At 70.5% G+C, this 13,773-nt stretch carries 13 protein-coding genes; 5 read left to right on the forward strand and 8 right to left on the reverse strand.

The features are described from left to right. Positions 1-168 precede the first annotated feature (168 nt). Positions 169-699 (reverse strand): isochorismatase family protein, encoded by a 531-nt coding sequence (locus tag AB0H43_RS38075; RefSeq protein WP_360008309.1) that lies wholly within the window; start codon positions 697-699, stop codon positions 169-171. An 18-nt stretch (positions 700-717) separates the two neighbouring features. Then, positions 718-1,554 (reverse strand): arginine deiminase family protein, encoded by an 837-nt coding sequence (locus tag AB0H43_RS38080; protein ID WP_360008312.1) that lies wholly within the window; start codon positions 1,552-1,554, stop codon positions 718-720. A gap of 59 nt (positions 1,555-1,613) precedes the next feature. Here AB0H43_RS38080 and AB0H43_RS38085 point away from each other — a divergent pair, with 59 nt between their 5' ends. Beyond that, positions 1,614-2,825 carry an MFS transporter gene (locus tag AB0H43_RS38085; RefSeq protein WP_360008315.1) on the forward strand — a complete coding sequence of 404 codons (1,212 nt, stop codon included), beginning with the start codon at positions 1,614-1,616 and terminating at the stop codon, positions 2,823-2,825. A 284-nt stretch (positions 2,826-3,109) separates the two neighbouring features. Here AB0H43_RS38085 and ctaD read toward each other — a convergent pair whose 3' ends face one another. From ctaD to AB0H43_RS38115, 6 genes are all read right to left on the reverse strand, one after another. Continuing rightward, the gene (ctaD, locus tag AB0H43_RS38090; RefSeq protein ID WP_360008317.1) at positions 3,110-4,801 is read right to left on the reverse strand and encodes a cytochrome c oxidase subunit I; all 1,692 of its coding nucleotides are present in this window, start codon (positions 4,799-4,801) and stop codon (positions 3,110-3,112) included. A 179-nt stretch (positions 4,802-4,980) separates the two neighbouring features. After that, the gene (locus tag AB0H43_RS38095; RefSeq protein WP_360008320.1) at positions 4,981-5,319 is read right to left on the reverse strand and encodes a hypothetical protein; all 339 of its coding nucleotides are present in this window, start codon (positions 5,317-5,319) and stop codon (positions 4,981-4,983) included. A gap of 110 nt (positions 5,320-5,429) precedes the next feature. Further along, positions 5,430-6,431 (reverse strand): proline racemase family protein, encoded by a 1,002-nt coding sequence (locus AB0H43_RS38100; RefSeq protein ID WP_360008322.1) that lies wholly within the window; start codon positions 6,429-6,431, stop codon positions 5,430-5,432. Beyond that, positions 6,421-7,311, reverse strand: a complete 891-nt coding sequence (locus AB0H43_RS38105; RefSeq protein WP_360008325.1) for a dihydrodipicolinate synthase family protein — start codon at positions 7,309-7,311, stop codon at positions 6,421-6,423. Before AB0H43_RS38105 ends, AB0H43_RS38100 begins: the two co-directional genes overlap by 11 nt. Continuing rightward, entirely contained in the window at positions 7,304-8,677 is a 1,374-nt protein-coding gene (locus AB0H43_RS38110) for an NAD(P)/FAD-dependent oxidoreductase (RefSeq protein ID WP_360008328.1), read from the reverse strand. The genes AB0H43_RS38105 and AB0H43_RS38110 overlap by 8 nt, the downstream gene beginning before the upstream one ends. 239 nt (positions 8,678-8,916) lie before the next feature. Further along, positions 8,917-9,993: an FAD-dependent oxidoreductase gene (locus tag AB0H43_RS38115; RefSeq protein ID WP_360008331.1), complete on the reverse strand. Its 1,077-nt coding sequence runs from the start codon at positions 9,991-9,993 to the stop codon at positions 8,917-8,919. Between the two features lie 82 nt (positions 9,994-10,075). On the opposite strand from AB0H43_RS38115, the gene AB0H43_RS38120 reads away from it, so the two are divergent. The 4 genes from AB0H43_RS38120 (at position 10,076) to AB0H43_RS38135 (ending at position 13,721) form a co-directional block, all read left to right on the forward strand. Beyond that, positions 10,076-11,236, forward strand: a complete 1,161-nt coding sequence (locus AB0H43_RS38120; protein ID WP_360008334.1) for a helix-turn-helix domain-containing protein — start codon at positions 10,076-10,078, stop codon at positions 11,234-11,236. A 30-nt stretch (positions 11,237-11,266) separates the two neighbouring features. Next, complete coding sequence (locus tag AB0H43_RS38125) at positions 11,267-12,472, forward strand: MFS transporter (protein WP_360008337.1); 1,206 nt, start codon at positions 11,267-11,269, stop codon at positions 12,470-12,472. A 37-nt stretch (positions 12,473-12,509) separates the two neighbouring features. After that, complete coding sequence (locus AB0H43_RS38130) at positions 12,510-13,112, forward strand: TetR/AcrR family transcriptional regulator (RefSeq protein WP_360008340.1); 603 nt, start codon at positions 12,510-12,512, stop codon at positions 13,110-13,112. A 138-nt stretch (positions 13,113-13,250) separates the two neighbouring features. Continuing rightward, entirely contained in the window at positions 13,251-13,721 is a 471-nt protein-coding gene (locus AB0H43_RS38135) for a hypothetical protein (RefSeq protein WP_360008344.1), read from the forward strand. Positions 13,722-13,773: the final 52 nt, after the last annotated feature.

Raw genomic sequence — 13,773 nt, forward strand, 5'->3', positions numbered from 1 at the left:
GACCAGCACGCCCTACGACGAAGCCACCGCCTGGACCAGCAACCAGCAAGACCAACAACTCGCCGCTTGACAGTCCAGCCGCATGGGATGTCTAAGCCTGATCATTGCGTCAGCCATGCTGGTTGAACGGACATTTCGCCGCCCGAAACAGCGTGGCTGACGCAATGATCACGAAACGCGGACGCCCGCGGCGGAGAGGTCGGCCAGCGCGGAATCGCGCGAGGAAGGAGCGACGGCAGCGGTGAGCCCGAGCAGCACGGTCGTGTCGAACCCCTCCCGGACGGCGTCCAACGCGGTCGCGCGTACGCAGTAGTCGGTGGCGATGCCGACGACGTCCACGGAGGTCACGTCGCGCATCCGCAGCCAGGCGGCGAGCCCGATGCCGGTGGCGACCCCTTCGAAGCCCGAGTACGCCGCCGCCTGCTGTCCCTTCAGGAAGACCGCCTCGATCTTCTCCGTCTCCAGCTCGGGGTGGAACTCGGCGCCGAACGTCCCGGCGACGCAGTGCACGGGCCACTCCTGGAAGTGCGAGCCCGGGTCGACGTGGTAGTCCTTCGTCGCGACGACGTGGTCGTAGTCGTTCGGCCCGGCCAGGGTCGCCGAGATGTCCCGGGCGACCTGCTCGCCGCCGGTGACGGCCAGCGACCCGCCTTCACAGAAGTCGTTCTGCACGTCCACGATGATCAGCGCACGGCTCATCACCCAATGATCGCACTGTCAGTCGCGCTGCAGCGGACGCGTCAGGCAGGTCGGCCCGCCGTCGCCCTTGGCCAGCTCGCTCGCGTCGATCTCGTGCACCTCGACGCCTTTGGCCCGCAGGGCCGCGGTGACCCGTGGATTACCGGCGAAGATCACCACGACGCCCGGCCGGACGGCGAGGATGTTGCAGCCCAGCGTCTCGTACTCCGCCTCGTCGACCTCGACGGTGGCGACGCCTCGCTCGGCCAGCAGTTGCAGCAGCGGCACCGGCATGATCGGCGGATACACCACGGCCAGGTCGTCGGCGATCGGTGAGATGCCCGACATCAGGTGCAGCACGTGCGCCGGGCCGCGGTCGTGCGGCAGGTCCACGGTCACCAGCTGCTGCCCTTCGGCCGCCAGCCACGCGCGCAGCTGATCGTGGGCCGCCTGGTTCGTGCGATAGCCGCGGGCCGCGACGACCAGGTCGCGGGCGATCCAGCACACGTCGCCGCCGTCCATCACGGAGTCTTCGGCCAGCTTTCCCACGACTGGTACGCCCAACGCGGCGACCAGTTCCGCGCCCTCACGCCGGCGCGCCGGTTTGGCTGAGCGGAACTCGATGACGCCGGAGCCGATGACGAACGCGGGATCGTAGGCGAACACCGCGTCGACCTGCTCCTCCGCCGCGGGCAGGAGATCCACCCGCACCCCGAGGTCGGTCAGGAGCTGCGCGAACGCGTCGTGCTGGCGTACGAGGAGATCCGGGTCGGGAATCCGCCAGCCCGCCCCGGCGAAGTCGCCGGTCGTGGCGGGCCGTCGCAGCGCCGCCCGGCGCAGGTCGGACACGGAGGAGCGTACGCCGAAGTCAGCCATGGACCGGATGGTATTCGGCTTGCGGTCTTGTCACACTCCCCGGGCATGATAGGAGCGCTATGAGTCTCGCACCTTACCGCCACGTCCTCGCCCTGCCCGGCGTACGCCCGATCCTGCTGCTCGGGCTGATCGCGCGCATCCCCATGACGGCGATCGGCATCTCGTTCACCCTGCACACCGTGCTGACGCTGCACCACAGCTACGCCGAGGCCGGTCTGGTGACGACGGTCTACACGATCGCCGCCGCCGTCTCCTCGCCGCTCATGGGCCGGATGCTCGACCGCGGCGGCGTACGCCCCGTGATGGCGATCACCGGTGGTGCGCAGCTCGTGGTCTGGGCGTTCGCCCCCAGCCTCGGCTACGCCGGGCTCCTGGGCGCGGCGGCCTTCGCCGGGCTCTTCGCGATCCCGATCTTCGGCCTGGTCCGCCAGTCGATCTCCGCGCTCGTCCCCGACGAGCAGCGGCGACCCGCGTTCGCCCTCGACTCGATGGGCGTGGAACTGTCCTTCATGGTCGGCCCGGCGGTGGCGGTGGCCGGGGCGACCGCGCTGTCCTCCACGCTCACCATGTACGTCCTCGGCGCCGCGATGGTTCTGGCGGCCGTCGGGGTCTACTGGCTCAACCCGCCTATGCGGTCCGACGCCGAAGAAGCGGCCGCGGAGCAGGTCCGGATCCCGCGCCGGCAGTGGCTGCGGGGGCCGGTGCTCGCCGTGCTCGCCACCGCGGCCGGCATGACGGTCATCCTCAGCGGCACCGACATGGCCGTCGTCGGCATCCTCCGCGAGGCGGGCGCGACCTCGTCGACCGGGCTCGTCATCGCCCTGTGGTGTGCGTACTCGCTGCTCGGCGCGCTGATCTACGGTGCGCTGCACCGGCCGTTCTCGCCGCTGACGCTGGTGGCCGTCATGGGGCTGCTCACCATCCCGATCGGGCTCTCGCCGAACTGGCTGTGGCTGTGCGTCCTGCTCATCCCGGCCGGGCTGCTCTGCGCCCCGTCGATCACGGCGGGCAACGAGGCGATCACCCGCCTGGTGCCGGCGACCTCCCGAGGCGAGGCCATGGGCCTCCAGAGTTCGGCGATGACCGCCGGAGTGAGCCTGGGCGCGCCGTTCGCGGGCTTCGTCGTGGACACGGCCGGACCGGGCTGGGCCTTCGCCGCCGTGGGCGCGGCCGGGATTGTCGTCGTGCTGGCGAGCCTGCCGCTCTACCGGCGGCCGCAGCCGGTGCTGGAGCCCGCCGAGGAGCCCCTCGCCGAGCCCGTCCACGCGTAGTGACGAGCCGGCTAGCCCGTCCACGCGTAGTGACGAGCCGGCTAGCCCGTAGCTCCCGGGCAAGCCGTGTTTAGTGCCTGACCGTGGCGGGTAGTGCGCTGCGGGGGCACAACAAGCGCCGCGCATTCTCCCGAGTGCGCGGCGCTTTGCCGCCCCGCCCGCTGGATCAGGGTTCTCGGTCGACACTCGGCGCACGATCCGACCGGGAGCCCTGATCCAGCGCAGATGCGGCGCATGAAGAAGACCCCGCGCGATGCGCGGGGTCTTCTTGTGGGTGAAGCAGGTCACTCCTCGGGCTGCAGCGCCTTCGGTGTCGTGACCGTCGTGTTGAGCGCCAGGTGCGGGTACCTCGCGTCGAACGCCGGACGCTCCGAGCGGATGCGCGGCATCGTGTCGAAGTTCCGCAGCGGCGGCGGGGACGAGGTCGCCCACTCCAGCGAGTTGCCGTGACCCCACGGGTCGTTCTCGGTCACCACCTCGCCGGCCCGGTAGGACTTCCACACGTTGTAGAGGAACGGCAGCGTGGAGAAGCCCAGGATGTAGGAGCCGATGGTGGAGAACGTGTTCAGCCCGGTGAACCCGTCCGAGGCCAGGTAGTCGGCGTACCGGCGGGGGAAGCCCTCCGCACCCAGCCAGTGCTGGACGAGGAAGGTCCAGTTGAAGCCGATGAAGGTCAGCCAGAAGTGCACCTTGCCGAGCCGCTCGTCGAGCATCCGGCCGAACATCTTCGGGAACCAGAAGTAGACCCCGGAGTACACCGCGAAGACGATGGTGCCGAAGAGCACGTAGTGGAAGTGCGCGACCACGAAGTAGGTGTCGGACACCTGGAAGTCGATCGGCGGGCTGGCCAGCAGAACACCCGACAGACCGCCGAACAGGAAGATCACGAGGAAGCCGATGGCGAATAGCATCGGTGACTCGAAGGTGACCTGGCCTCGCCACATCGTCCCGATCCAGTTGAAGAACTTCATGCCGGTGGGCACCGCGATCATGAAGCTCAGGAACGAGAAGAACGGCAGCAGGACCTGGCCGGTGACGAACATGTGGTGCGCCCACACGCTCATCGACAGCGCGGCGATCGACAGCGTCGCCAGCACCATGCCCTTGTAGCCGAACAGCGGCTTACGGCTGAAGACCGGGATGACCTCGCTGATGATGCCGAAGAACGGCAGCGCGACGATGTACACCTCGGGGTGGCCGAAGAACCAGAACAGGTGCTGCCAGAGCATCGGCCCGTTGGTGGAGGCGTCGAAGACGTGCGCCCCGAGCCGGCGGTCGGCCAGCAGGGCGAACAGCGCGGCGGCCAGCAGCGGGAAGACCATGAGGACCAGCAGCGAGGTCACCAGGATGTTCCAGGTGAAGATCGAGAGCCGGAACATCGTCATACCGGGGGCGCGCAGCGTCAGGATCGTGGTGACCATGTTCACGGCGCCGAGGATGGTGCCGAGACCGGAGATCGCCAGACCGACGATCCACATGTCACCGCCAGGCCCGGGCGAGTTGATCGCGTCGTTCAGCGGGGCGTACGCGAACCAGCCGAAGTCGGCGGCGCCGCCCGGCGTGATGAAGCCCGCCACGGCCAGCGTTCCGCCGAACAGATACAGCCAGTACGCGAACGCGTTCAGCCGCGGGAAGCTGACGTCCGGCGCGCCGATCTGGATCGGGACGATGAAGTTCGCGAACGCGAACACGATCGGCGTCGCGAAGAACAGCAGCATGATCGTGCCGTGCATGGTGAACAGCTGGTTGAACTGCTCCGGCGAGAGGAACTGCAGCCCCGGCCGGGCCAGCTCGGTCCGCATGAGCAGGGCCATCAGGCCACCGATCATGAAGAACGCGAACGCGGTGATCAGGTACATGATCCCGATCTGCTTCGCGTCGGTGGTTCGGATGATCCGCGCGATCGCCGAGCCCTTGATGTTCGGTCGGACCGGCCACTGCCTGGTCTCGATCGGCTTCGGTGCGACGGTTGTCACGAGCGGCCTCCTGTGCTGTTCACCAGCTGGTGTTGTTCGGGCGTCCCGCCATCCGCCAGGGTGTGCGGATCATCGGCGAGGCGTACCACGGACGCAGAATAGTCCCCCACGCGTCACCAGGACGCGTGGGGTGCCCGGACGCGCCGGGCCCGCACCCGCGGGCGGGTGCGCTGACGAGGTCAGCGAATAACGTTCGTGTTGAATGTGCCCAGCTCGAACGCCACTCCGAACCTGATGGCGCCGGCCGCCAGGGCGCCGAGGAAGAGCAGGACCAGACCCCAGGCGATGAGGTGGTCGGCGTCCGGCATCGAGCGGACGGCCTTGAAGACCCGGCGGACGAAGCCGAGGCCCGCCGCCTCGGGCGCGGCGGCCGAGGTGACCGTCGGTTCGGCGCCGAACGAGGTGGCCGGCCGCACCTGACCCCGGGCGTGCAGGAAGATCAGCGTCGCGCCGGCGAGCACCAGGACCGCGCCGAGCAAGGCCATGGTGAAACCGATCCAGTCCGCCATCGTGTTCATCGAGACTTCTCCCTCCCCAAAAGAAACCCCCGCAAATGAAGCACAGGGTAAAGGAAGCGGGCGCGGCCGACCCTCCCGTCGTACCGCGCCCGCCGCTCACCACCCGGGAGTCAGAGTTCGAACCCCGCCGGGAACGGGTCGGTCGGGTCCAGGAGGTACTGGGCGGTGCCGGTGATCCAGGCCCGGCCGGTCACCGTCGGCACGACCGCGGTCCGGTCACCGACGGTGGTCTGCTCCACGAGCCGTCCGGTGAACCGGGTGCCGAGCGGCGACTCGTTCACGAACGGTTGACCCAGCGCCAGGTCGCCGCGGGCGTACAGCTGCGCCATGCGCGCGCTCGTCCCGGTCCCGCACGGCGACCGGTCCACCCACCCGGGGTGGATGAGGGTCGCGGCTCGTGCGTCGGCGCCGTCTTCCCCCAGCTGGTACGCGATGACGTGGCGACAGTCGTCGATAGCGGGGTCGACGGGGTGCGTGGGAGGCGCCTGTTCCATGACGGCGTCCATGATCTTCAGCCCCTTGCCGAGCAGCGCCGGGATGTTCTCCCGGGTCACCGGCAGACCCAGCCGTTCGGCGGGCAACAACGCGTAGAAGTTGCCGCCGAAGGCGATGTCGACGACCACCTCCCCGAGGCCCGGCACCTCTAGGCGTACATCTCGGGAATGCAGGAAGGAGGGGACGTTGCGGATGGTGACCCCGGCAGCGCGACCGTCGCGGACCTCGACCTGGGCCACGACCAGGCCGGCGGGCGTGTCGAGCCGGATGGTGGTGACCGGCTCGACCACCTCGACCATCCCCGTCTCCACCAGGACCGTCGCGACGCCGATCGTGCCGTGGCCGCACATCGGCAGCCAACCCGACACCTCGATGTAGAGGACGCCCCAGTCGGCGTCGGGCCTGGTCGGCGGCTGGAGGATCGCGCCGGACATCGCGGAGTGCCCACGCGGCTCGCACATGAGCAGCTTCCGCAGATCGTCGCGCTCTTTGATGCCGAACAGACGGCGTTCGGCCATGGTCGCGCCGGGGAAGACACCGACGCCGCCGGTGATGACGCGGGTCGGCATGCCCTCGGTGTGCGAGTCGACCGCGTGAAAGACCTTCTTACTGAACATCTGGCTCTCCCAGGGCCTTCTTCATATCGGCTGTCACCTGGGCGTGCAGCTCCGGCGCGAGCGGCAGGCGCGGCGGGCGGCACGGGCCGCCGTAGCGCCCGGCCAGCTCCATGCCGAGCTTGATCGCCTGGACGAACAACGGTCGGGAGTCCCACCGGTACGCCGCGTGCACCTGCCGGTACAACGGGAGCGCCTCGGCGAGGTTGCCTTCGACGCACAGGTTGTAGAGGCGGACGGACTGTTCTGGCAGCGCGTTCGGGAACCCGGCGATCCAGCCGACCGCGCCCTGCGACACGAGTTCCAGGAGAACGTCGTCCGCCCCGGCGAGCACGTCCAGCCCCGGTGCCAGCTCGTGGATGCGGTGGACTCGGCGGACGTCGCCGGAGAACTCCTTGACCGCCTGGATCAGCCCCTGGCCGTGCAGCTCGGCGAGCAGCTCCGGGGTCAAATCGACCTTGGTGTCGAACGGGTTGTTGTACGCCACCACCGGGAGCCCGGCCGCTGCGACGTGCTCATAGTGCGCGACCACCTCGGCCGGGGACGCGGCGTACGCGTTGGGCGGCAGCGACATGACCGCGTCGGCGCCCACCTCGGCGGCCTGCTCGGCCCACCGCCGCGCCTGATGACCCCCGTACGCCCCGACGCCCGGCACCACGCTGACGTCGTCCGGAACGGCCTCGACGACGGCGGTGACGACGCGCGCCCGCTCCTCGTCGGTGAGCGTCTGGTACTCCCCCAGCGACCCGTTCGGCACGATGCCGTGGCACCCGTTCGCGCCCAGCCAGGCGACGTGTTCCTGCAGCCGGTCGTAGTCGATCGACAGGTCCTCCCGGAAGGGTGTGGCGATCGCCACCAGCACCCCGTTCCACGGCTTATTCATGCACTTCCTCCATCTGGTCTTGCGAACCGAGGTCTTCCGCCATCAGCAGGCGCAACGGGACCGGTGTCGCGATCGGGCGATGCGCGTACGCGAGCGGGGCGCAGCCGAGCACGTCGGCGCTGGACAGCCCGCAGAGACGACCCTGGCAGCGGCCCATGCCGGCGCGGGTCAGCAGCTTGACGGCGCGTGGATCGTCGGCGCCGAGCGCCTGGACGGCTCGCACTTCGCCGAAGGTGACGCCCTCACAGCGGCACAAGACGGTGTCGTCGGCGACCCGTGTGCTCCAGCCGGGGGCGAAGCCGTGCACCTCGTGGAGGGCGTCGGCGAAACGGCGTGCGGCGGCGGCCCGCCGACGCCAGGGTTTCGAGGCCACCTGGTACGCCGTTTCGTCGAGGCGCCCCAGGTGGCGTGCGGCGGCGAGCCCCGCCAAAGCGCCGGTGGCGTACGCGGCGTCCGCGCCGCCCACCCCGGTTAGCTCACCCGCCGCGAAGACGCCCGCCCGCGAGGTCCGCAGGTCGGCGTCCACCTGCGCGACCGGGCTGCCATCCCTCGGGTCGACGAGGAGTGCGCAGCCCAGCGCGCTTGCCAGCTCCACCTGTGGGGTGAAGCCGTGGCCGACGGCGATCGCGTCGACGATCTCCGTACGTTCCTTTGTGCCACATCCGAGTTTCGCGATCATGACATCCCGGTCGGAAGTGATCTCTCGCACTTCCCAGCCCGACCACACCGGCACTCGGTGACGCCACAACCGCCCCCGGTACGCGGCCGCCTGCCAGAGCTTGCGCGGTGCGCGTACCACTGTGGAGAAATGACGCAACCAGGCGCGGGGCCGGACCGGATCGGCGACAGCGACCACGTCGACGCCCGCCTCGGCGAGCGAGAGGGCGAGCGAGAGCAGCAGCGGGCCGGTGCCCGTCACCAGCACCCGCCGCCCGACCGTGATCCCCAGTCCCTTGAGTTGGGCTTGTGCTCCGCCGACGGTGACCACGCCGGGCGACTCCCAGCCGGGGAACGGCACGACCCGGTCGTACGCCCCGGTCGCCAGGACGATCGCGCCCGGCAGCAGACTTCTGGTGGTTCGGCCGTCGACGTCGGCGACCTCCAGAGACTGACCGCACTCCTGGCGGCTCAGCCGAGAGCTTCCCCGGCTCGGCGTCGCCCGCCAGATCTCGTGCCGCAGCAGGAAGCGGATGTTCTCGTGCCGCTCGGCCCGCTGAATCAGCTCCGGCGGGGTGTTCTCGCGCACTGTGGACTGACGGAGGTACTGCCCACCCGGCTTCCCGCCCCGATCAACCACCAGCACGTTCACCCCGTGCTCGGCCGCCGCCAGGGCGGCGCTCAGGCCGGCCGGCCCCGCCCCCACCACGACAAGCTCTTCCCGCGTTGGCGCCTCCGCTAACGCCTCCGTTGGCGCCTCCGTTGGCGCCTCCGTTGGCGCCTCCGTTGGCGCTGGATCAGGGATCTCGGTCGAATCTTGGGCCAAGATTCGACCGAGATCCGTGATCTGCTGCGGATCTTGCGAAGAACCGGGCGAGGTCGCGAGGCAGGGGCGTGTCCCGTCCGGTGCCACGCACGCCTGGCACACCCCGATGCCGCAGAACACGCTCATGCGCCCACCCCGTTCGCGACGACGAAGCGCGCGGGCGAGAAAGGCGCGGGATCGAGCGCCGGCGTAGCTCCGGTGAGCAGGTCGGCGATGAGGTCGCCGGTGGCCGGGGCGAGCCCGATGCCGGCCCCTTCGTGCCCGTGCGCGTGCCACAGCCGGTCGGTCGCCGGGTCGGGTCCGATGATCGGCAGGTGATCGGCGGAGTACGGCCGGAACCCGTGATAGCTCCGCATGATTCGGACGTCGGCCAGGAAGGGGAACAGCGCGGCCGCTCCAGCCGCCAGTTTGCGCAACGCCTCCCGGCTGGGAGTGCTGTCGAAGCCGACGCGTTCCCGGGTCGCCCCGATCAGCACCGGGCCGCCGGGGGTGCCCTCGACGACGGTCGAGGTCTGCAGGCCGGCATCGCCACTGGCCACGTTCTCCAGGTACTCGGCCGAGTAGACCTTGTGCCGGATCAGCACCGGTAACGGCTCGGTGACCAGGATGAACCCTCGCCGCGGTTCGACCGGCAGGGCGATGCCGAACTGGGCCGCCCAGGCCCCGGTCGCGTTGATCACGGCGTCGGCGTCCGCGGGCAGGTCGCGTACCTCCGTGCGCAACCGGAGCGTCGCGCCCAGCTCGCGCGCCCCGGCGAGCATGGCCGCCGCCGCCCGCGCGGGCTGGACCTGCATGTCCTGCCGGAAGAACGCGCCGCCCAGGATGTCCGCGGCCAGGAGCGGCTCCAGGTCCCGGACCGCCCGCTCGTCGACCAGCTCGCCCGCCGTCTCGGCCAGGGCCCGCATGCCCCGGCTGGTACGCGTGACGATGAGCCCGCCTTTGCGTTCGAGCTGGATGCCGCCGTCGATGTGGCGGTCGAGGTCGGCTTCCCACTCCCGCCAGAGGGTGTTGGAGCGCAGCGCGAGGTCCAGCTCTGGGCCGGGTTCCTTGTCGGAGACGAGGATGTTGCCCTCGCCGGAGCCGGTGGTGCCCGCGACGAGGCCACCGCGATCGACGACGGTGACGTGCAGCCCCCGCTGGGCGCAGGCGTACGCGCAGGCGGCGCCCACGATGCCGGCCCCGATCACCGTCACTCTCACGCCTTCGACCCTATGCTCGGCCGCTCGCCGGGTCTTCCATCACACGTCGAACAACTGCCACACCTGTTCCTACACTTGTCGTATGCGCGACGAACTGCAGCTGCTCGTGGACCGGATCGCCGACCGGATGGGCCGCCCAGTCCTGGTCGAGGATCGGCGCCAACGGGTGGTCTGCTACTCCGCGCAGGCCGAGCCGCTCGACGACGTACGCCGGAACTCCATCCTGCGCCGGAGCACCACCTCGGAGGTGATCGGGTTCTTCGCGCGCTTCGAGATCACGCGCGCCCGTCACCCCGTACGCACTCCGGCCGAGCCCACGCTGGGGCTGCTGCCCCGGGTGTGCGTACCGGTGTGGCACAGCGACCTGCTGCTGGGCTTCGTCTGGTTCGTCGACTCCCCGGCGCTGTCGGCCGCCGACGTAAGCCGGGCGGTCGGGCTCGCCGAGGATCTGGCGCTCGCGTTGTACCGGGTGAACCTGCTCGGCGAGCTGACCGCTCGGCGCGAGGCCGACGCCGTACGCGGGCTGCTGGCCGACGATCCCGCGGTCCGGGCCGACGCCGCAACCAAGATCGTCGGCGCCGACATGCTGGAGTCGGACGGGCCGTGCACCGCTCTGGTCGTCTCCGTCGACCCCACCGCGGAGTCGGCGGCCGCCGTGGAGCAGGCGCTCGTCGCCACCCGTCGCTACTGCGGCCACCGATACGCCGTCCACCTGGTACGCCCGACCCAGGGTCTGTTGTTGCTGCGGTCGGGCTCGATCTCCCCCGCCGACGCCGCGGCCCATCTCGCCGAGCAGGCCGGCTCGGTCGTCGGCGTCGGCGACTCCGTGGCCCGGCTGGCCGACGTGCACCAGTCCGTCACGCAGGCCGCCGACGCCCGGCAGATCACGGTTACGCAGGCTTCCGGCGGCCCGGATCGGCTGCGTACCCGTGATCCCCAGCATTCGCGGGTGGCGATGTGGTCGCAGCTCGGCGTCTATCGCGTCCTGGCCGCCGCCGGTCTTACCGCGTCGGCGCTGCATCCCGGCGTCGACCGACTGCCGGCCGACCTGGCCGCCACGCTGGAGGCGTACCTGGATCTGGCCGGGGACGCCGCCGCGACCGCGGCGCAGCTGCGCATTCACCGCACGACGTTGTACTACCGGCTGTCCCGGGCGGCCGAACTCTGCGGCGCCGACCTGCGCGACGGGCTGCAGCGCCTCCAGCTCCACCTCGCACTGAAGGCGACGCGTCTCCGAAACTGACTGACGCGTCAGTCAGGGTAGGCTGGCCGGATGTCTGGTCTCGCCGTGGTCACCGCCGCGCGGCGATACCGTGCGCTCTTCGGCGTACCGGGCGTCACCCGGGTCACGATTCCGTCCCTCGTGGGCCGCCTGCCCTATGGGATGTCGACGCTGGTGTTCGTGCTCGCCGTGCACCACGGCACCGGGTCGTACGCCGTCGCCGGCCTGGCGACCGCGGTCAACTCGGCGGCGACCGCGCTGACCGCGCCGTGGCTCGGCCGGCTGGCCGACCGTGGGTACGCCCCGACCGTGCTGGCCGCCGCCGGGATCACCAACGCGCTCCTGCTCGGGGCGTTGATCACGGTGCTGGCCGGAGACGCTCCGGTCGGCGTGATCCTCGCCGTCGCGGCCGCCGCCGGGGCGGCGAACCCACCGGTGTCCGCCGTCACCCGAGTGGTGCTGCCCCGGCTCGCCCCGAACCACGCGAGCACGGCGTACGCCCTCGACGCGGTCTGTTCGGAGCTGACCTACGTCCTCGGACCGGCCCTGATCGCCGTCGTCAGCACGATCGCCGGGCCGTACGCCGCCGTCGCGACGACGGCCACGATGTCGGCCGCCGGTGCCGTCGGCCTCGCCGGGGCGCCTGCCGCCCGATATCGCGTCGACGTGTCCGACGCTGAATCGCGAGTCAGCGAACGACCACGCCTGCTGACGATCGCGCTCACCATCCTGCTCGCCGTGGCGGCCTTGGAGGCGGCGGCCTACGGCCTCATGGAGGTCGCGATCCCCGCGTACGCCGCCGCCCAGGGCAGCCCGGCCGGGGCGGGCGCGGTGATCGCCGCTTGGAGCGCCGGGTCGATTCTGGGCGGCCTCTGGTTCGCCGGGGCGAACCCGACGATGTCCCGCTGGCGTCTGCTCTTGCTGCTCGCCGCCCTGAACACGACGGGATTCGCACTGATCTGCCTCAGCACCGGCCTGCCGAGCCTCGGCGCGATCCTGGCACTGGGCGGATTGGTGATCGCGCCCATGACCGCGGTGGAGATGGGGCTGGTGACGTCGCTCGCTCCGCCCGCCCGGCGTACCGAGGCGTTCACCTGGACGGGGACGGCTGTGTTCGTCGGCTATTCCGCCGGGGCCGGCCTCGCCGGTCTGGTCGCCGCCCGCGGCGGCGGGCTGATCGCCGCCGCCGTCACGGCGACCTCGCTCGTGGCGACCGCGACGGTGCTGGCTGCGACGATGATGCGGCGAACGCGGTGACCCCCACGTCCACTCCGGATGCCATACCGTAGGCACCGTGACACGCCGTTCCGCCGAACTCCGGCTTGACGCCCTGCTGCGCATCGCGGCAGACGTCATCGTGGAACGCGGCTTCGCCCGCACGCGTACGGCTGATGTCGCGGCGGCCGCCGGCGTCAGCCCGTCGCTGGTCTACTACCACTTCCCGAGCAAGGACGCGATGCTCACCCAGGCCTTCGCGTACGTCGCCGAGCAGGATCTGGCCCGGATGCAGGCGGTGATCGAATCCAAGGCCAGCCCGCCGGAGAAGCTCGCCAAACTGCTGCGCCACCTCGCGCCGACCGGCCGCTCGAAGTCCTGGGCGATCTGGATCGACGGCTGGTCCGAGGCGATGCGCGTACCGGAGTTGGAGAAGGTCTCCCGGCGCATGGATCTGCGCTGGAAGGAGGCGTTGACCGCGGTCATCGCGGCGGGCGCCGAAGACGGCTCGTTCACCTGCGACGACCCGGCCGGGGCGGCCTGGCGGATCAACGCCATGGTGGACGGGCTGGCGGTGCAGCTCACCGTCCACGACAAGGTCTTGTCCCGCAAGCAGGCGACCGACTGGGTCCGGATGGCGACTGCGAAAGAGGTGGGCATCGACCCAGCGGTGCTCGGCTGACAAGCCCGAAAACCCCGCAAATTCGGGCATTTCTGGCAGCTTATGCCTCTTGTGGACAGACTGTCAGAAGGTTGACAGAACACTTACGTTTACCTATATAGGGCGTCACGATCAGGTCCGAGTGCCTGTTTCCCGGACATGGTGGAATCGACTTCGCGTCTCCGCCGCGCCATGGGCGCGGCCCTGGCCACGTTCGCCCTGACGGCTCTCGTCAGCGGCATCGCGACCCTCGCCGCCGGCACCGCCGGCGCGGTACCGGCCGTTCAAACCGGCTACACCGGCAGCGGTTACGGGGATCACTCCCATTCGCCGTCGCCGACCCGCAGTAAATCCAAGTCGCCGTCGGCGACTCCGTCCGCCTCGACGTATTCACCTTCGCCGCGGCCTTCGCACAGCAAGTCCGAGTCACCCTCGGCGTCGCCTTCTTCACCGTCGGCCTCGCCGTCGGCGACGTCGGCCTCGCCGACCGCGGCGTCGCCCAGCGCCTCGGCCCTGCCCACCACGGGTACGCGTACCGGCAGCATCATGCTGATCGGGGCGCTCCTGCTCGCCGTCGGGGTGGCGTTGCTCGCCGGCGCACGCGTCCTGCGCCGGGCGACCATTCGCTGAGCGCGCGCCGTCCCGCCGTTTCGTCCCAGCGTGCGTCATGGCACGCTGGGAC

The organism is Hamadaea sp. NPDC050747 (assembly GCF_040654195.1).
In the GTDB taxonomy this organism is placed as follows: domain Bacteria; phylum Actinomycetota; class Actinomycetes; order Mycobacteriales; family Micromonosporaceae; genus Hamadaea.